This is a genomic window from Aliiglaciecola sp. CAU 1673, assembly GCF_029223185.1.
In the GTDB taxonomy this organism is placed as follows: domain Bacteria; phylum Pseudomonadota; class Gammaproteobacteria; order Enterobacterales; family Alteromonadaceae; genus Bowmanella.
Window position 1 is genome coordinate 26,914 of sequence record NZ_JARHUG010000009.1, and the last position, 17,792, is coordinate 44,705.

Annotated in this window: 11 protein-coding genes; 4 read left to right on the top strand and 7 right to left on the bottom strand. The window is 56.4% G+C overall.

What is annotated here, in order from left to right; all coding sequences use genetic code 11:
• Window positions 1–11: 11 nt before the first annotated feature.
• From P2G88_RS10120 to P2G88_RS10150, 7 genes are all read right to left on the bottom strand, one after another.
• The gene (locus tag P2G88_RS10120; protein ID WP_275795743.1) at window positions 12–773 is read right to left on the bottom strand and encodes a copper homeostasis protein CutC; all 762 of its coding nucleotides are present in this window, start codon (window positions 771–773) and stop codon (window positions 12–14) included.
• Window positions 770–2,491 (bottom strand): glycoside hydrolase, encoded by a 1,722-nt coding sequence (locus P2G88_RS10125; protein ID WP_275795744.1) that lies wholly within the window; start codon window positions 2,489–2,491, stop codon window positions 770–772. The genes P2G88_RS10120 and P2G88_RS10125 overlap by 4 nt, the downstream gene beginning before the upstream one ends.
• Complete coding sequence (locus P2G88_RS10130; protein ID WP_275795745.1) at window positions 2,488–3,459, bottom strand: N(4)-(beta-N-acetylglucosaminyl)-L-asparaginase; 972 nt, start codon at window positions 3,457–3,459, stop codon at window positions 2,488–2,490. Before P2G88_RS10130 ends, P2G88_RS10125 begins: the two co-directional genes overlap by 4 nt.
• On the bottom strand, window positions 3,443–4,375 hold the full coding sequence (locus tag P2G88_RS10135) for a BadF/BadG/BcrA/BcrD ATPase family protein (protein WP_275795746.1): 933 nt from the start codon (window positions 4,373–4,375) through the stop codon (window positions 3,443–3,445). The genes P2G88_RS10130 and P2G88_RS10135 overlap by 17 nt, the downstream gene beginning before the upstream one ends.
• A gap of 86 nt (window positions 4,376–4,461) precedes the next feature.
• A complete protein-coding gene (locus P2G88_RS10140) occupies window positions 4,462–7,389 on the bottom strand; it encodes a discoidin domain-containing protein (protein ID WP_275795747.1) in 2,928 nt (975 codons plus the stop codon).
• A 43-nt stretch (window positions 7,390–7,432) separates the two neighbouring features.
• A complete protein-coding gene (locus tag P2G88_RS10145) occupies window positions 7,433–10,390 on the bottom strand; it encodes a TonB-dependent receptor (protein ID WP_275795748.1) in 2,958 nt (985 codons plus the stop codon).
• Window positions 10,391–10,661: 271 nt separating this feature from the next.
• Window positions 10,662–11,666 (bottom strand): LacI family DNA-binding transcriptional regulator, encoded by a 1,005-nt coding sequence (locus tag P2G88_RS10150; RefSeq protein ID WP_275795749.1) that lies wholly within the window; start codon window positions 11,664–11,666, stop codon window positions 10,662–10,664.
• A 317-nt stretch (window positions 11,667–11,983) separates the two neighbouring features.
• Between P2G88_RS10150 and P2G88_RS10155 the strand changes: the two genes are divergently transcribed.
• From P2G88_RS10155 to P2G88_RS10170, 4 genes are read left to right on the top strand one after another with little or no spacing between them, the layout of a single operon-like run.
• Complete coding sequence (locus tag P2G88_RS10155; protein ID WP_275795750.1) at window positions 11,984–14,344, top strand: GH92 family glycosyl hydrolase; 2,361 nt, start codon at window positions 11,984–11,986, stop codon at window positions 14,342–14,344.
• A complete protein-coding gene (locus tag P2G88_RS10160) occupies window positions 14,344–15,588 on the top strand; it encodes a sugar MFS transporter (protein ID WP_275795751.1) in 1,245 nt (414 codons plus the stop codon). Before P2G88_RS10155 ends, P2G88_RS10160 begins: the two co-directional genes overlap by 1 nt.
• On the top strand, window positions 15,585–16,598 hold the full coding sequence (locus tag P2G88_RS10165; protein WP_275795752.1) for a carbohydrate kinase: 1,014 nt from the start codon (window positions 15,585–15,587) through the stop codon (window positions 16,596–16,598). Before P2G88_RS10160 ends, P2G88_RS10165 begins: the two co-directional genes overlap by 4 nt.
• Window positions 16,595–17,782 carry an AGE family epimerase/isomerase gene (locus P2G88_RS10170; RefSeq protein WP_275795753.1) on the top strand — a complete coding sequence of 396 codons (1,188 nt, stop codon included), beginning with the start codon at window positions 16,595–16,597 and terminating at the stop codon, window positions 17,780–17,782. Before P2G88_RS10165 ends, P2G88_RS10170 begins: the two co-directional genes overlap by 4 nt.
• The last annotated feature ends 10 nt before the right edge of the window (window positions 17,783–17,792 follow it).

Here is a 17,792-nt window from a genome sequence, read left to right on the forward strand (position 1 = left end):
TTCTTTGGTACTTATCCATGTTGGGCCTTCAATTCGTCCAAGGGCAGGCCAGCCAGGCAGACCAAATCGGCCACCTTGCTTGCGTCCACTCTGCCCCGGCTTAAGGCCGCACTGTGGCAATGCAGGGAAAAGGCACCTTGACCGGCACCACGCAACAGTCCTTCGCGCAAAGCAAGCACATGATGAGCGCGAAGGCCACCACCGATAACCAATTCGATGCGCCCGTCGGCCTGTTGAAGCAACGTGCGTAATGCCTGAAGGCCATATAACACGCCTTTATCACTGCCCCATGGCACACCTGCACTAAGAAGCCGGTTAACCCGCCACTCAATCAGGCTTTCTAAGGCTGCGGCCTGGTCCTCAATAAGATCAAAAGCGCGATGAAAAGTTACCGCCAGCCCGGCCGATTTGGCGGTATCCAGCAAGAGCGCCATGGCTTCTGCATCGATGCGTTGCTGGACATCCAGGCACCCGAACACCACGCCATCGGCACCGGCCCTGGCGGCCTGCAGAATGCTCATGGCCATAATTTGAATCTCATTGGCGCTATAGCAAAAGTCGCCGTCCCGGGGGCGGATCATCACCAGAAGTTCGGCCAATTCATCGGCAGCCTCACGGGCAGCTACCATGGCGGCATAGCTTGGGGTCAGCCCCTGCTTGTTCATATGGGCGCAAAGCTCGATACGGGCCGCGCCACCCACACAGGCGTCTCTGACCTGCCGGGCAAGATTATCAAAGGGCTCGGTGTCCAGGCAGATCTCAATGGCGGTCAAGGTGTCACCTCCAACAAGCCCAAACGCAGATCCACTGCCTCACCCCCAGCCAATTGCAGACCGATGCGCTTAATGGACTTACCGGCCAAGGCACTGAGTGAAAAGGTTTGAGCTTGCCACTGGTCGGTATCTTGCAGGCCATAGTCATAGCCGCGGCCTTGTTCATCCAGAAAATAGAGGGACACGCCTCGGGCCTTGCCCTTTACCATCAGCTTAAGTTGGCTGTCGGCACTGGGTATAAAGTCGACGGCATAGAGGGGGGCCTGTGCCGTCTTGGCGCTTTGTGGCGAAACCAGCGCTAAGCTGCTGCCGCCCTGATAGGCCGTCTCAAAGTCGAAGAACAGCTCCGCCGCACGCTCACCCACCAGGGCAAACTGCCAGGTGGGCAGCGGCTCCTGATTTGCCATCTGGGTCCAGGAACCGCCGGTTTTTTCCCCTTGCTGCCACCAATGCAGGCCCTGGCCGGTATTAAAATGGGTCATAAAGGGTAAGCCCAGGGCCACGGCATGAGCGGGAAGATAGGCACCAAGGCCCTTCCAGCCGGCACTATCCACCTTGGCCAGATTCAGGTCGTCACCGGCAAAAAGCCGGGTTTCGGTGGCATAGAATGCCCGCCACTGGCCGGGTTGTTTCTCAAAATCGGCAAAGGCCGGAGTATGGGCGTTGCCGCTAAAGTTAAAGTTCACATTAGGGGCAAAAAGGGCAATAGAAGTGAGCGCCTGCTTATCCGCAAACAACCAATCCAACCATTGATGGCGGCTAAAGGCGCGCTGGGCGTTACGATCCGGCCAAAGGTCGGCGCCGGTAAACACGGCATAGGGAGAACGCCCCAATGCCAGTGCCTGCTGATAGCTGGCGCGCACCATTTTTTGATCCCACCAATAATTGATAAAGATGGCATCACTGGCAGGATTATCGGCGCTGCCAAGATACTGGGTATTCTCTTTGTTTAGCCGGTTTTGCCAGCGCACTTCGCCGCTGGCCACCATGGCGTCATACCAGTGGATTTCCATGCCCTGGGGCGCCTTGGCGGTGAGATAGTGCAGAAACTCCAGCATCCGGGCCGCCAGTCGTTGACCCCGTTCAGGATCGCTTTGCCCTTCCAGCAGGTGGTTACTGGCATCTTTCACGGCAGTAAGATCCGTTTCCTGATTAATCAGCCAGCCGTCAAAGCCATAGTAGCCGGCAATCTGAATCAGCTTATCGGCCAGGGGAAAGTTGCCCTGCTGGTCTTTCACCAGCAGCGCTTCGGCAGTGTCGGCGCTGCCGCCCCACTGGGCCACCGCCAGAAACACCGAGCCCAGCACTTTGACCCCGTTCTGATGGGCAATATCCACCCAGGGCCGGGCCGGGATCTGTACGTTGTGATCGGCAGTGCCGGCAAACCAGTTTAAAAGGTGGATCTGCGACCAATGGGTAAAGTTATAGAGATTGAACCTGTCCTGGGTGTGCAGATAGTTGGCAAAGTTATTCATCCCATCCGGGGCATACAGCACCCGGGCCTGGTTATCCCAATCCTCCTGACCGGACAAAAGCGCCACCCTTCGGGGCAATACGGGCTGGGTGGAGCGGTTATCGGCATCGGCCAGCGGGCTATCCGCTGACCAGGTACTTAGTTGTTGCACACTTAAGGCAAAGGGCGGCTGATTGGCCTGGATATCGGCCCATAGCCATTGGGGACTTAGCAACAGGCCTAGCAACAGAGCGATGCGCTTCATACTTTGGCTCCCAGCAAAGACGCCGAGTCCAGCAGCTTGCTGCCGCTATTGTCCTGCAGCGCGTAATTGAAGCCGGGATGGATACAAAAAGCCCCACTTTGCCCCTGCTTATTCAGGGCCAGAAAACCCACCTGATAGGCCTGGTAGTCACCAAGCCTGGCGGCAATGCGCTCCACCGCCTTTTGACAGGCCTGCTGGGGTGTCAGGCCCTGGGCCATTAACTCCACCACCAAATGGCAACCGACGGTTTTTATCATCAGTTCGCCCATGCCGGTGGCGGTCGCCGCGCCCACCTGGTTATCCACATACAGCCCGGCGCCGATAATGGGCGAATCCCCCACCCGGCCCGGCAACTTATAGGCTGCGCCGCTGGTGGTGCAGGCGCCGGACAGATTGCCCATGGTATCCAGGGCCAGCATGCCGATGGTGTCATGGTTTTCGATATTGATTTGCGGGGTGGCCTTTTGACCCTCGCGCCAGGCCAGCCAATCGGCCTTGGCCTGGGACGTCAGCAAATTTTCTTCTGTAAAACCCTGTTCCAGGGCAAAGGCTTTGGCGCCCTCGCCCACCAGCAGCACATGGGGGGTTTGCTCCATCACCTTACGGGCCACCGAGATGGGGTGTTTGATATCCTGCAGGCAGGCCACGGCGCCGCAATTCATCTGGTGATCCATAATGCAGGCATCCAAAGTCACCTTACCCGAGGCATCGGGATAGCCGCCCAGGCCCACCGTACGTACCAGTGGATCGGCTTCGGGCACCCGAACCCCGGCTTCCACCGCATCCAGGGCACTGCCTTGGGCACTTAGCACCTGCCAGGCGGCGGCATTGGCGGGCTGGCCATGCTCCCAGGTGGAAACGACCACCGGCTTGCTGACCTTAGCTGAGGCTTTGGCCCACTGCGGCAAACCCGAAGCAGCCAGCCCCAGCAGGGCGGATAACTTAAGAAACTCACGCCTGTTGTGCATAGTCGCTCCGGGTATGTTCAAAGAGGGGGGCGCTTTGGCCATAAGCATTACGGGCCAACAGCAGCGCGCCCTGCTCAGGGCTGTGTTTGGGTTCGAGCAAATGCACTTGTAAGGAGGCATCCAGATAGGGCCGGATCACCTTGGCAATACCGCCCATCAGCGCCACCTGACCGACCCCCACAGTTAATAAGCGGCGGATCACATTATCGGCAAAGGCTGCCCCCTGCCTGACCAATGACAAGGCGAGGGCATCCCCCGCCTGGGCATGTTCAAATACCACAGGCGCAAAGGGCGCAAAATCAGTAGCCAAACCGCGCTTACATTGCTCCGCCAGCGCCAGCGGACTTGTCTGTGTCAGCAGGTTAGCTGTGATCGCGGTTTTCGGCCCCAGGCCGTCATGATCCAGCAGGGCGGCCTTAACCGCCTCCAGTCCAAACCAGGCACCGCTGGCCGTGGCATTGATGGGAAATCCATAACCGCCCAGGGCATGCTTTTTGCCATCTTTCACCGCCAGGGCGCTAAATCCGGTGCCCAGCACCATTACCGCGCCGTCGCCGCCGTCAAAGGCGCCGAGCAGGGCGCCATGCAGATCCGTGGTCAGGAACAGGGACTTAAAGGGGTGCTGCCAGGACGCCATGGCATTGGTCATGCTGGGCAGATGCAAACCGGCGATTCCGGCGCCCACCACCAGGCGCTGCCGGTACTCTGCGGTCAATCCGGACCGGCGCAGCGCTTCGTCGGTAGCGCACAGGATGGAGGCAACACTTTGGGCCAGGCCGTTAACCGGATTGGCAGGGCCGCCCCGGCCTTCGCCAAGCAGATTGCCGGCCCCGTCTTCAATACGTGCCCGGCAATAACTGCCGCCGCCGTCCAGGCCCATAAACAGCACCGCGTTTTGGGTTTTGCCTTCGCCCATGGGTAAGTCTTCCAAGATAAATCAATGATAATGGGTAGCCGGGCTACCCTGAGTTCGGGTGTAGGGCGGCTGAGCCGCCCCGGGTCTTATTGCTGCGGGCCTATCAGCTCAATCTCACCGATTTGCATCAGGCCGTCGTTATTGCGGTTTTTACTGATATTCAGCCGATAGCTACGGTAAGCAAAACCATTGCCGAAACTGAATATCCGGCGCTGGAAGCGCGCATCGAAGCTTTCGCCCACCCAACTGGCCACTTCTGTCCAGCTGTTGCCGCCGTCGTTGCTGCCCAGCAGGCTGAAGTTTTCCGGGTCACGGTCCGGCGCATCGTTGGCGCTGGTAATGGCCAGGGTGTCCACGGTGCGAGCTTCGTTAAAGTCCACCTGGATCCAGGAAGGATTTTCTTCCGTGGGTGGACCTTGCCAGTCATTGTGATCCAGCCACTTGGTTTCTGGATTATCATCGAAGGCCTTATCTTCTGACTCACCATCGCTGATACGGTTGCGGGCCGAGTATGTGGCATCCGCAGCCGAACTATGATCCACCGCAGCATAGGTGGGACCGATAAGCTCAATCTCGCCCACCTGCATCAAACCGTCGTTATTACGATTTTTGCTGATGCTCAGCTGGTAATGGGGATAGGCCAGGCTGTTGGCAAAGCGCCATTGACGACGTTGGAAACGTTCGTCGAACTGCTCGCCGGTCCAGCTTGCCAGTGTCACCCAGTTCTCGCCGTCCAGTGAACCCAGCAGACTGAAGTTTTCAGGGTCACGGTCGGGCGCATCATTGGCGCTGGTGATAGCCAGCATGTTCACCGCCTGTGCCTGAGGCAGTGCCACTTTGACCCAGGAAGGGTTTTCTACCGTAGGTGCACCCTGCCAATCGTTGTGATCCAGCCACTTGGTATTGGCATCCCCGTCAAAGGCTTTGTCTTCCGACTCACCGTCGCTGATGCGGTTGCGAGCCACATAGGTCACCCCTGCGCCATGGCTGTGCACCAAGTCCGCCACCTTGGGACCAATCAACTCAATTTCACCAACCTGCATCAGGCCGTCATTGTTACGGTTTTTGGTGATATTCAGCCTGTAGGTGCCATAAGCCAGGCCGTTATCCAGGCTGAACAGACGGCGCTGGAAACGCCCATCAAAGGATTCACCCGCCCACTCGGCCAGCTTGACCCAGGTAGCGCCGCCGTCATGGCTGCCCAGCAGATGGAAATTCTCAGGATCCCGATCCGGCGCATCATTGGCGCTGGTAATACCCAGGGTATTGACCGCCACCGGCTCGGGGAACTCCACCTGCACCCAGGAAGGGTCTTCCTCTGTGGGCGGTCCCTGCCAGTCATTGTGGTCCAGCCACTTGGTCTGGGGGTCGTTATCAAAAGCCTTGCTTTCCGCTTCGCCGTCGCTGATGCGATTGCGCGCGGTAATCACCCCGGTGCCCACAGGATCGGTATGATCGACGCTGGCATAGACGGGACCAACAAACTGGATTTCCGCCAGTTGCATCAGGCCGTCATTATTTTTGTTCTTGGTAATATTCAAACGGTAATGGCTGTATTCCAGGCCGTTGTTAAAACGAAACTCCTGACGCTGGAAACGCTCATCAAAGCTGGCGCCGACAAATTCGGCCAGGGTGACCCAATTTTCACCATCGTTGGAGGCCACCAGATTGAAGTTTTCCGGATCCCGGTCCGGCGCATCGTTGGCGCTGGTAATAAACAGGCTGCTGACGGCCTGAGGCTGTTCGAATTGCACCTGGATCCAGGCAGGATTTTCCGCAGTGGGCGGACCTTGCCAGTCATTGTGATCCAGCCATTTGCTATTCACATCACCGTCAAAGGCCTTGAACTCCGACTCGCCGTCACCAATACGGTTGCGCGCGGTGATGGTGGCGCCAGCCATAATCTCTGCCGTGGTGACTTCGCGCTGGGGCCCCAGGGACAGGGCTTCATCCAGGAACGCCAATTCCACATCAATCACTTCTTCGGCCGTCAGCCCCATTTGCTCTAACAGAGGATGGGCGGCAATGGCCTCAAACATGCGCTGACGCAGCGGTGCCAGTGCTTCCAGTGCAGCAGACTGCTCTTTGGCCTCCATGGCGGTGCGGATTTGGCTCACAGCATCGGCCAACACTCCCGCCAGGGTTTCCGCATCACCAAGATGAGCAAAGGCGGCATTGGCCAGTGACATCTTGGTAATATCTCCATCCACCAGCACATCGGCATAAGCGTTGCACTGGGTTTCGGTCAGCGGGTTGCCGTTTTCATCTGTCACCGGATTACCGTCTCCATCCAGTACCGGCACCTGTTCCGAGCCGGTACATTCCTCGCCGGTGACAAAGTTACTGTATTCGTGGGCGCTCAGTAAGGATGTCGCAAAAAGGTCAGCACCGGGTTCATCGATGCCCAGTGCCTTTAAGATCAAATCGGAATATTGTGCCTGCGCCAGAGCCAGCAGTTGCTCGTTAGAAACATTACGGCCATTGGCAATATCCTGCTCGATCAGGCGGGTGCCCAAAGTGGTCAGGGCGGTTGCCTGAAACTGCACATCGGCGGTGCCGTCGGCGCTACTGCCATAGGTGACGGTCAGGTTGCCCAATGTGGACAAGTGGGCTCCTGTCAGGGCGGCGCCGCTGAGCAATTCGCCCATGGGCACCCCGGCACAGCTGGCCGCGTCACATAACATGGTGGTATCGCCGTCAGCCTCGATGCTGAGTTTTACCAGGCTGTTGATGCCAAATCCTTCCTTGGCCTGAACCTTGGCATTAACCCTGCCCTGGGCATCGGTCTGATCGCCTTCGGTGATGCTCAGGGTACTGCCATTGAGCGGGGTGACCTTAAAGGTGGCATTGCCCATGGGTCCCTTAAGGGCACTGCCACTGATGTCGGCCGAGGTGCTGGCAACGGTCACCGGTACCTCTTCGGCTACCGGATCACTGCCACTGTCACAGCCGCTGAGGGTGCCCAGTACCAGGGCGGTTGAGAATGCTATCTTGCTCTTTGTTAGCCTTTTCATAACGAATCCTGTGTAAATTGTTCTTTGCCTCAAAGCGGCCGCCCTAGAAGTTGTACGTCAGACCCGCGTAGTAGCGGCGACCCGTGTAGCTGGTGTTAAGTAACCTGGCGTCCGTGTCATTCCCCAGTCTGGAGGTAGATTCAGACCTGGTCAGGTTGATTACCGAGGCAGTCAGCACCAGGCTGTCAGTGATGTTGTAGGAGGCATTGAGATCCACCTGGTCGTAGGGGTCCTGATAGACGTTCAGGCCGCTGTTGATGCCTTGCACTGTCTCCCCGCGTTTGTTGTAGGAGGCGCGCACGCTGAACAGATCTGACTCATAGTAGGCCGACAGGTTGTATTGGTAATCGGCACTGCCTACCAAAGGAGAGGAACCGATTTGTGCACCATCCACATCCACATCCGCCTTATTGGTGTCGTTGTAGGTGTAGTTGGCATACAGGCCGAAGCCGTTTTCAAAGGCGTGCTGGGCGAAGACCTCCACCCCTTTGGACTTGGCGTTGGTGCCGTTACCCACTGTGCTGTAGGGACTGATGGTAATCTGACCGGCTTCCACCACGCCGGGCTGGCCGGCAAAGTCACGGGTGGAATCGATCACCAGCGGCACCACGAAGTTGTCTACGTCTTTGCGGAAGATAGCCATCCCCACCGCCGAGCCTTCGCCATAGTAGTATTCGATGGACAAATCCATCTGCGTGGATTCGAAGGGTTTAAGATTCTTGTTGCCACCGCTACCGCGGAAACCGGGGATTTCATTGAATTCGGCGCGGTCTTCAGCCCATTCGGTGGAAACAAAGGAAATACGCTCTTGGCTACCCAGGGCGCTGTAGTCCGGCCTGGACATGGTCTTGGCAATAGCGCCGCGCACCACCAGGTTTTCGCCGGCATCCCAGACCAGGTTTAGGCTGGGTAATACTTGGGTATCGGTATTTTCCTGGGTGACCAGGTCGTATTGTTCGATAAAGCGGTCATCACCGGTCACCGGCTCACCGGTTTCATCATCGGTGTGGTCCAGGAAGTAGGTATAGAGGTCGGTGGAAGAACCCAGGGTCTTGGTTCTGACTACCCGTACCCCCAGGTTGCCGCGAAAATTGCCGTAGTCGAAATCACCCTGCACATAAAGGGCAGTGATCTGCTCTTCGATGTCGTAGACAAAATTAGGCTCTATGCGCGTATAGGGAACATAGTTACTGAGAATAATATCCCGGTACTTATCCCAATTAATGGTGGGCATCAGGTTGATATTGAAACCACCGGCAATATTGCCTTCGCCACTGCTGTTAAGTACGTCTTGGGCCAAGGGCATGCCGCCGTTCCACTGGTAGCTGTCGAACACATTGATGCCACGACCGCTGGCCAGGGCCCCTTCAATATCGAAGCTGGGGTCGAGGAAAAAGTTATTGCCGGTTTCGCGGTGCAGTTCAGCATCCCGGTACTTGGCACCGGTGCTGATCTTGCTGAACATGCCCCAGTCCACATGAAATTCAAAATCGGCCTGGAAGTAAGTTTCTTCCAGGGTGCTGCGCACAAAACTGGAGTTTGAAGAGCCGGGGTCACGACCGCCGCCGACGCCGGACAGCAGATTGGTCAGTGTGGCGGGATCCATATAGATAGATACTCTGTCATCCAACGACCAACCGGCATACTGGGCGGCATTCTCCACAAAGGCGTCCCCTTCGCCCCAGTTGGAGCTTTTAAAGGCGGCTTCCCAATTTTCCTCAGGACCGCCCTCGGCCTCGGTATGACCGCCGACAAATCTGGCCGTGAAGCTATCGCCTTCATAGGTCAGATTAAAGTCGAAGGTATCAGATGTGGATTCTTCCCGGGTATAGGTACCACGCATCCAGGGAAACTGCATATCACGCTCGGTACCGCCCGCGCCCACAGTGTAATCCATGCCGGTGACCACCGTACCTGAAGGGTCCAGATGCACATCGGTCAGGAAATTAGGGCTTAATGACCATTCGGGAATGTCCACCACAGACAAGGTTCTGTCCTGCCCCAGGGTAAAGCCAAAGTAGTTAAAGCCGACTTCAATGCGCTCGCTGGGCAGCCATTGTCCGGTCAACTGCAGGCCTTCGCGCTCACGGTTTTCCTTAACTACAGAGGTACGCACTACCTGAGGGAACCAGACATTGGGATGGGTATTGCCCCTGGCGTCGCCAAAGGCCCCCCAGAGATTATTGTTATCCACCGGATTGCCGTTCACATCCACGGCCGTACCGCTGGTACCTGTCCAACGCCAAATATTGGCATTGGTACCGCCGGACAGGCTGCGGTTGGTGCGATCCTGCTTGGTGAAACCGGCCAACAGGCCGAAGCTTTCGTCTTCGTTTTTCCAGGAATACAGGCCGGTGAACTGGGGTTCGTGTTTGTCGGTCACATCGGCGTAGGTAGACTCCACATTAAGCACACCTGAGCCTGAATCCATATCCAAGGGCTTGCGAGTATGCAAAATCACGGTGCCGCCCACACCGCCTTCATCCAGTCGCGCTTCAGGGGATTTGAACACTTCCACCTTCTGGATCATGGCCGAGGGTAGCAGGGTGTAATCGAAGGAGCGGGACGGCTCCCCGGGGGATGAGGCGATAAAGTTACCGTTTAACTGGGTAAAGGTGAGATCCGAAGACAATCCGCGAATACTGACAGTGGCCCCTTCGCCGCCGCTACGCTGGATCACCACGCCCGGCACCCGTTGCAATGAGTCCGCTACGTTCTTGTCGGGAAACTTCCCGATATCTTCGGCGGTGATGGCGTCCACTACCGCATTGGATAAACGCTTAACGGCAAGGTTCTCGGCCATACTGGCGCGGATACCACGCACTTCAATGACTTCGGTGCCGTCTTCGACCCTGTCCGGCGTTTGACTGTTGTCTGCTTCCTGGGCATGGGCCGAAAGGGCACCCAGTACCGCCAGACTCAACAAGGATTTAGTAAATGCGTTGCCGGCGAGGTGGCGCTTGATCCCGCCGCTGTTCTGCCTGTTATTCCTGAGTGCCATTGGCTTCTCCACTCTCGTGTTATGTAATCGTAAACACCGAATCAGTAGAAGACTTCACAATTTCATTAAATTCAGTGTGTTATTTATTTTTAAATTGTTTGCGTTTGGTAGATGACCACAGATTTTAAATGTAATCGATTACACGCAGGAACAAATCCTAGCCAGCGTTCACAAAACTGTCAACAACCTTTAGCAATTTGCTTACAAATCCCATAAAAAAACCGGGCAACGCCCGGTTCAACAAACAATATGATGTTGTTATATAAGGGAATTATGTTTTTGCCGGGCCGGTGCTTTGGCGTTCCAACAAGGTGAAGGGCAGAATTTCGCGGGTACGCTGCAGCGGCTCGCGGCGGATCATCTGTAACAATACTTCCACTGCGCGGCGGCCCATTTCGTAAGCCGGCTGGTCCACTGTGGTTAGGGGCGGATCCATATAGGCGGAAACCCGCACATTATCGAAGCCGGTGATCGACAGATCCTGTGGTATGCGCAGGCCGTGACGCTTGGCCTCGAACATGGCACCGATGGCAATATCGTCGTTAAAACAAAAGATAGCGGTGGGCGGCTTGGAATTGGCCAGCAGTTGCCTGGCGCCTTCAACGCCGGTGTCGATGGCATAGCTTTCTCCCACCAGCATAGCGTCATCAAAGACAATGCCTTCTTCTTCCAGCACGCTTTTGATGCCGGCCAGGCGGTCGCGGTGGATCTGGCTGCTGCGCTGACCGGCAATAATGCCGAAGCGCTGGTGGCCATAGCCGATCAGATGATGGGTCAGGGCGCGACTGGCGGCATAGTTGTCCAGTTCAATAAAGGGATATTTACGCCCGGCAATACGCTCACATACGCTGACCATGGGGATGGACTGGGCCAACTCCTCATCGCTTTCAGAAAAGGGGAACGAGTGATCCAACTGGATCAAGCCGTCAGCACGGTTAGACAGCACCATGCCGGCATATTCATTTTCCCGTTCGGCCTTACCCTGGGTATCGCCCAGCAACACCGAGTAGCCCTGCTCCTGGGCAGCCTGCTCTATGCCTTCGATAATGCGCATAAAGAAGGGGTTAACCAGGTTGGGCACCAGCACCACTATAGAATTGGACTTGCCGGTCTTTACGCTGGTAGCCAGCCAGTTTGGCCGGTAACCTGCGGCGCGCACGGCCTTCATCACCTTTTCACGGGTTTGTTCGGTCACCAGGTCCGGTGATTTCAGGGTGCGCGACACCGTTGCCGTGGAGACACCGGCTAATTCGCTTACCTTCTTAATATTGGTCATGAAATATCAGGATTCCCTTGTCCATTCATCGCCGTGGCTTGTGCGGCCAGGTTGGGCATTAGACTCAAATCTTATGGTTTTGAATATGATTTCATCCAAAGCTGCCAATGGCAAGTCAAAATGTAACCGTTTTCATTACACTGTTCCAGTATAGCCTAGCTTTCTTCCTTTAAAACGCCAAATACAGGTAAATCATTCCCTGATAAAAGCCTTTCCAAAGGCTGGACGCACCAAATGTAATCGTTTACAGTGTTAACGTTTCATTAACCCTTTGCCTTGGGTTTAGCTTGCCATCGCATCCGGGAGAATTCAAAAAAATGTGTTACCGCAATAAGTTACTAATATCTTTAAGCCTGGCACTGGCAGCTTGCAGCGGCGCGCCAAAGGCACCCGACACGCAGCCGGTCAATCTGGTGGCCGAAGATCTGGTGCAGTATGTGAATCCGCTGATGGGCACCGACTCCAAGTTCAGCCTCTCCAATGGCAACACCTACCCGGCTGTTGCCTTACCCTGGGGCATGCATTTCTGGACGCCCATGACCGCGCCCATGGGCGACGGCTGGACCTATAAATACGATGACGACAAAATCCGCGGCATCAAGCAAACCCATCAGCCCAGTCCCTGGCTTAACGACTATGGCGCCTTCTCGTTGATGGCGGTCACCGGTGAACTTAAGTTCGAACAAGACGCCAGGGCTTCCTGGTTCTCCCATAAGGCCGAAACGGCAGCGCCGGATTATTATTCGGTGTACCTGGCCGACTTTGATGTCACCGCCGAAGTCACCCCTACCGAGCGCGCCGCCCAGTTCCGTTTTACCTTTCCCGATGCTGATCAGGCCTTTATTCTGCTGGATGCCTTTGACAAAGGCTCCAGGGTGGAGATTTTGCCCAAGGAGCGCAAGATAGTGGGCTATGCCCGCAATAACCACGGCGGGGTGCCGGATAACTTCCACAACTACTTTGTGCTGGAATTCGATAAGGCCTTTGAAGTAACGCATACCTGGCAGGATAACTGGCAACTCAAGCCCAACCAGCTTAGTAGCGAAGGCCAGCATGTGGGTGCCGTGGTGGGCTTTAAGACCCAACGCGGCGAACAGGTGAGCGTCAAAGTATCTTCATCCTTTATCAGCCTGGAGCAGGCCGAGCTCAATCTTAAGCGCGAAATCGGCACCGACAGCTTTGCACAAACCCGGCAGAAGGCTCATCAGGCCTGGCAGCAGGAGCTTTCCCGCATCCGCATCGAAGATCAGGACCTGGATCAGGTACGCACTTTTTATTCGGCCCTGTACCGGGTATTGCTGTTTCCACGACAGTTTCATGAATTCGATGCCAACGACCAGCAAATCCATTACAGCCCCTATAACGGACAAGTACTGTCCGGTCCCATGTACACGGACAACGGCTTCTGGGACACCTTTCGCGCAGTATTTCCCTTCTTTGCCCTGATGTATCCCGAGCGCAATGCCGAGATCATGCAGGGCCTGGTCAATACCTATAAGGAATCGGGCTGGTTGCCAGAATGGGCCAGCCCCGGCCATCGCAATGTGATGATCGGCTCCAATTCCGCCATCAATATTGCCGATGCCTATCTTAAGGGCATTCGCGGCTTCGATATCGACACCCTGTATGAGGCGGTGCTGAAAAACGCCCGGGTTAACGAGGGCCGCCCCATGACCTCGGTGGGCCGCGAGGGCGTGGATTACTATAACCGTCTGGGTTATGTGCCCTACGACGTGGGCATTCACGAAAATGCAGCCCGCACCCTGGAATACGCCTTTGCCGACTTTAACCTGTATAAATTGGCCAAGGCCCTGGGGAAGGAAGATGATGCCACTAAGTTCAGGCAGCGGGCCGATAACTATCGCAAACTCTATGATCCCGAAAGTGGTTGGATGCGCGGGCGCAATGCCGACGGCAGCTTCCAGGCGCCCTTCAATCCGCTGAAATGGGGCGATGCTTTTACCGAGGGTAATGCCCTGCATTATAGCTGGTCGGTGTTCCACGATATTGAAGGGCTAAAAGCCCTGATGGGCGGCGATGCGGCCTTTGTGGACAAGCTGGACAGCGTGTTTGAGATGCCGCCCTTATTCGATGATTCCTACTACGGCTTTACCATCCACGAAATCCGCGAGATGCAGATCGTCAATATGGGTAACTATGCCCATGGCAATCAGCCCATCCAGCATATGATTTACCTGTATAACCATGCCGGACAGCCCTGGAAGGCCCAGGCCAGGGTGCGCGAGGTAATGGATAAGCTTTACGCGGCCACGCCGGACGGTTATTGCGGCGATGAAGACAACGGCCAGACCTCGGCCTGGTATGTGTTTAGCGCCCTGGGCTTCTATCCGGTGACGCCGGGGGCCAATCAATATGTGATGGGCAGCCCGCTTTTCGACAAGGCCACCTTGTCACTGCCCGATGGCAAGACCTTAGTGATTCAGGCCAAGGACAATCACTCTGTGCACCCCTATATCCAATCTATGCATTGGGACGGCGAAGTCTATCCCCATAGCTGGCTGAGTCACGAAGGCTTGCAAAAAGGCGGCACCTTGAATCTGCAGATGGGTCCAGGCCCCAATAAAGACTGGGCGGTTGATCCCAAGCATCGTCCCTATTCCATGAGCAACGATCCGGACGATATGGCGTTCCGGGCATCCTCCCAAGGAGCACAATAATGGCATTTATCCCAAGCACCCATGCCAGCGGCACCAGGCCCCATCATTTCGCCTTTGCCGCCATGACCAGTTTGTTTTTTATCTGGGGCTTTATTACCGCCTTAAATGACATTCTTATTCCCCACCTGAAGGCGGCCTTTTCCTTAAGCTATACCCAGGCCATGCTGGTGCAGTTTTGCTTTTTCGGCGCCTATTTTATTGTCTCGCCCTTGGCAGGTAAGCTTATCGAGCGTATCGGCTATATTCGCGGCATTATCACCGGGCTTTGTACTATTGCTCTGGGCTGTGCACTGTTTTATCCGGCCGCCGAGGTGGCACAATACGGCCTGTTCCTGTTGGGGCTGTTTATCCTGGCCGCCGGGATCACTATCCTGCAGGTCTCCGCCAACCCCTATGTGGCCATCCTGGGGCCACAGCGCACCGCCGCCAGCCGCCTGAATCTGGCCCAGGCCATTAATTCCGCTGGTCATACCCTGGCGCCCCTGTTCGGCGCAGCTCTGATTTTCGGCGCAGTGCAAGCCGATGCCCTGGTCGCCAAGGCGGTGCAACTGCCCTATCTGCTGCTGGCCGGGGTGATGCTGGTCACGGCGCTGGGGTTTTGCTTTTTAAAACTGCCGGTGATCGAGCCCGAAACCGAACAATCCTTAAGCCTGGATGACAGCATCTGGCGTCAGCGCCATCTGGTGCTGGGCGCAATGGCCATCTTTTTATATGTGGGCGCAGAGGTCTCTATCGGCTCCTTCCTGGTGAATTATTTCGGCCAGGCCCATATCGGCGGCATGAGCGAACATCAGGCCGCACAGATGGTGTCCTATTACTGGGGTGGGGCCATGATCGGTCGCTTTGTGGGGGCGGCCCTGACCCGCTATATAGCGCCGGTCTATGTGCTGGCCTTTAATGCTTTGATGGCCATACTGCTGCTGTTGATCACCGTCAATGCCACCGGTAACTTGGCCATCTGGTCAGTACTGGCGGTGGGCTTTTTCAACTCCATTATGTTCCCCACCATCTTTACCCTGGCCATTCGCGGTTTGGGTCCTTTGACGGGGCGCGGTTCCGGCTTGCTGTGCCAGGCCATAGTCGGCGGTGCCATCTTGCCGGTACTGCAAGGGGTCGCAGCGGACAGCGCCTCGGTACAACTGAGCTTTCTGGTACCCATGGTCGCCTATTTGTATATCGGCTGGTATGCCCTGTTCGGTGCAACCCCGCTAAAGGTTGAGCGCCGGGCGGAGGTGGGCGTATGAAAAAGATCCTCTGTTTCGGCGAGGCCCTGATTGACTTTCTGAACACTGGCAAAGCATCCCAAGGCCCCCTTGCACTGAACGATTTTCGCCAGTACCCCGGTGGCGCTCCTGCCAATGCCGCGGTCGCGGTGGCCGGGCTCGGCGGCCGGGCGTTTTTTGCCGGCCAGGTGGGCCAGGACCCCTTTGGTGACTTTCTGCAACAGGCGCTACAGGCCTATGGTGTAGATACCCGCTATCTGTGTCGTCACCCCAGCGCCAAAACCGCCCTGGCCTTTGTGATGCTGGATGGTGCCGGTGAGCGCAGCTTCTCTTTTTATCGTCAGGACAGCGCGGATCTGCTGTTTGACGCCACCAGCATGGGCGACGATTGCTTTGAAGCGGGCGGCATTTTGCACATTTGCAGCAATACCCTGACCACCGAGGCCATTGCCAAGACCACCCAAGACCTTGTGGCCAGGGCCAAGACAGCCGGCAACCTGGTCAGTTTTGATGTGAATTTGCGCCATAACCTGTGGGCATCAGGGCAAGCGGACAGACAGCGGGTCAATGCCCTGGTCCAGCAGGCTGATATGGTGAAGTTTTCTAAGGAAGAACTGGACTATCTTAGCCAGGGCAAGACCCGGCAATACCTTGACCATTGTCTGGCCAAGGGCTGCCAGTTGCTGCTGGTGACCGATGGCCCCGGCGCTATCCAGTACCACTGCCGGGCAGGCAGCGGAGAAGTCAGCCCGCCCAAGGTACAGGCGGTAGATACCACCGCCGGCGGCGATGCCTTTATCGGTGGCGTTTTGTACGCCCTGGGTTGCCTGGAGGACAGCGTCGCAGCCCTCAATGATCCTAAGCAGCTTGAAAGCATTCTAACCCTGGCCAGTCACTGCGGTGCCCATGCGGTGATGCGTCCGGGCGCCTTTCCGGCCCTGCCGGATCTGCCCGGCCTGGCGGCACAACTTAACGAACATGGCCTTGCCACCGAGCAATTCCACCCCGCTTTTTTCAGGAGCCTGGTATGAATTTTTACGCACAAGACTTTCTGCTGAACCACTGCCAAAGCATTCTGGATTTCTATACCCCCAGGGTGGTGGATAACAGCGGCGGCTATCATCAGAATTACCTGGATGACGGCAGCCTGTTCGATACCCACTTTAAACAGTTGGTCAGCAGCACCCGCATTATTGTCAATTACGCCCTGGCCTCGCTGTTGTTTGACCGCGAGGACTACCGGGATATCGCCCGTCATGGCCTGGACTACCTGCATAAGGTGCACTATCAGGCAGACAGCCAAACCTATGCCTGGACATTGGACAATCACCAACCTCTGGATATGACCCAGCAGGCCTATGGCTATGCCTTTGTGCTGCTGGCCCAAGCCGCCGCCCTGAAAGCCGGGCTGCTGCAAGACGCCAAGCCCCTGGCCGAGACCTATCAATTACTGGAGCAGCGTTTCTGGCAGGCCGAGCATGGCCTGTATGCCGATGAGATCAGCAGCGATGGCGTGCTCAGCCCCTATCGCGGGCAGAACGCCAATATGCATTTGTGCGAAGCGATGCTGGCGGCCTTTGAGGCCTGCGGCGAGCAAAAATATCTACAGCGGGCGGCGCAGCTGGCCGAGAATATCGCCGTACGCCAGGCAGACCTGACCGACGGCCTGGTGTGGGAGCACTTTAAAACGGACTTCAGCCCCGACTGGGATTACAACAGGGACGACCCCAAGAATCTCTACCGGCCCTGGGGCTTCCAACCTGGCCATCAGACCGAATGGGCAAAACTATTGCTGATCCTGAATCGCCACCGTCCCCAGGGCTGGCTGGTTGAAAGAGCAGCGGCACTGTTTGAGCGTGCTTATAAAACTGCCTGGGACCAAGAATTCAGCGGCCTGATTTACGGTTTTGATCCACAGGGCAATTGGTGCGACGAAGATAAATACTTTTGGGTGCAGGCGGAAAGCTTTGCCGCCTCCGCCATGCTGCACCAGGCCACGGGTGAGCAAAAGTACCAACAACAATATCAGGCCCTTTGGCAATATAGCTGGGAACATATGGTGGATCATGAATATGGCGCCTGGTATCGGGTGCTAAAGCGCAACAATGAAAAATACAGCGACCAGAAAAGTGCCGCCGGAGCTAAGTGTGATTACCACACCCTGGGCGCCTGCTTTGAAGTGTTAAGAACCCTGGGCCATCCGGGCATTAAATAGGGAGAGACGG

Bases quoted from the DNA above. Each gene is read 5' to 3' on its own strand.
- P2G88_RS10130 (WP_275795745.1), bottom strand. From the start codon at position 3,459: ATGCACAACAGGCGTGAGTTTCTTAAGTTATCCGCCCTGCTGGGGCTG.
- P2G88_RS10150 (WP_275795749.1), bottom strand. From the start codon at position 11,666: ATGACCAATATTAAGAAGGTAAGCGAATTAGCCGGTGTCTCCACGGCA.
- P2G88_RS10165 (WP_275795752.1), top strand. From the start codon at position 15,585: ATGAAAAAGATCCTCTGTTTCGGCGAGGCCCTGATTGACTTTCTGAAC.
- P2G88_RS10125 (WP_275795744.1), bottom strand. From the start codon at position 2,491: ATGAAGCGCATCGCTCTGTTGCTAGGCCTGTTGCTAAGTCCCCAATGG.
- P2G88_RS10140 (WP_275795747.1), bottom strand. From the start codon at position 7,389: ATGAAAAGGCTAACAAAGAGCAAGATAGCATTCTCAACCGCCCTGGTA.
- P2G88_RS10155 (WP_275795750.1), top strand. From the start codon at position 11,984: ATGTGTTACCGCAATAAGTTACTAATATCTTTAAGCCTGGCACTGGCA.
- P2G88_RS10170 (WP_275795753.1), top strand. From the start codon at position 16,595: ATGAATTTTTACGCACAAGACTTTCTGCTGAACCACTGCCAAAGCATT.
- P2G88_RS10135 (WP_275795746.1), bottom strand. From the start codon at position 4,375: ATGGGCGAAGGCAAAACCCAAAACGCGGTGCTGTTTATGGGCCTGGAC.
- P2G88_RS10145 (WP_275795748.1), bottom strand. From the start codon at position 10,390: ATGGCACTCAGGAATAACAGGCAGAACAGCGGCGGGATCAAGCGCCAC.
- P2G88_RS10160 (WP_275795751.1), top strand. From the start codon at position 14,344: ATGGCATTTATCCCAAGCACCCATGCCAGCGGCACCAGGCCCCATCAT.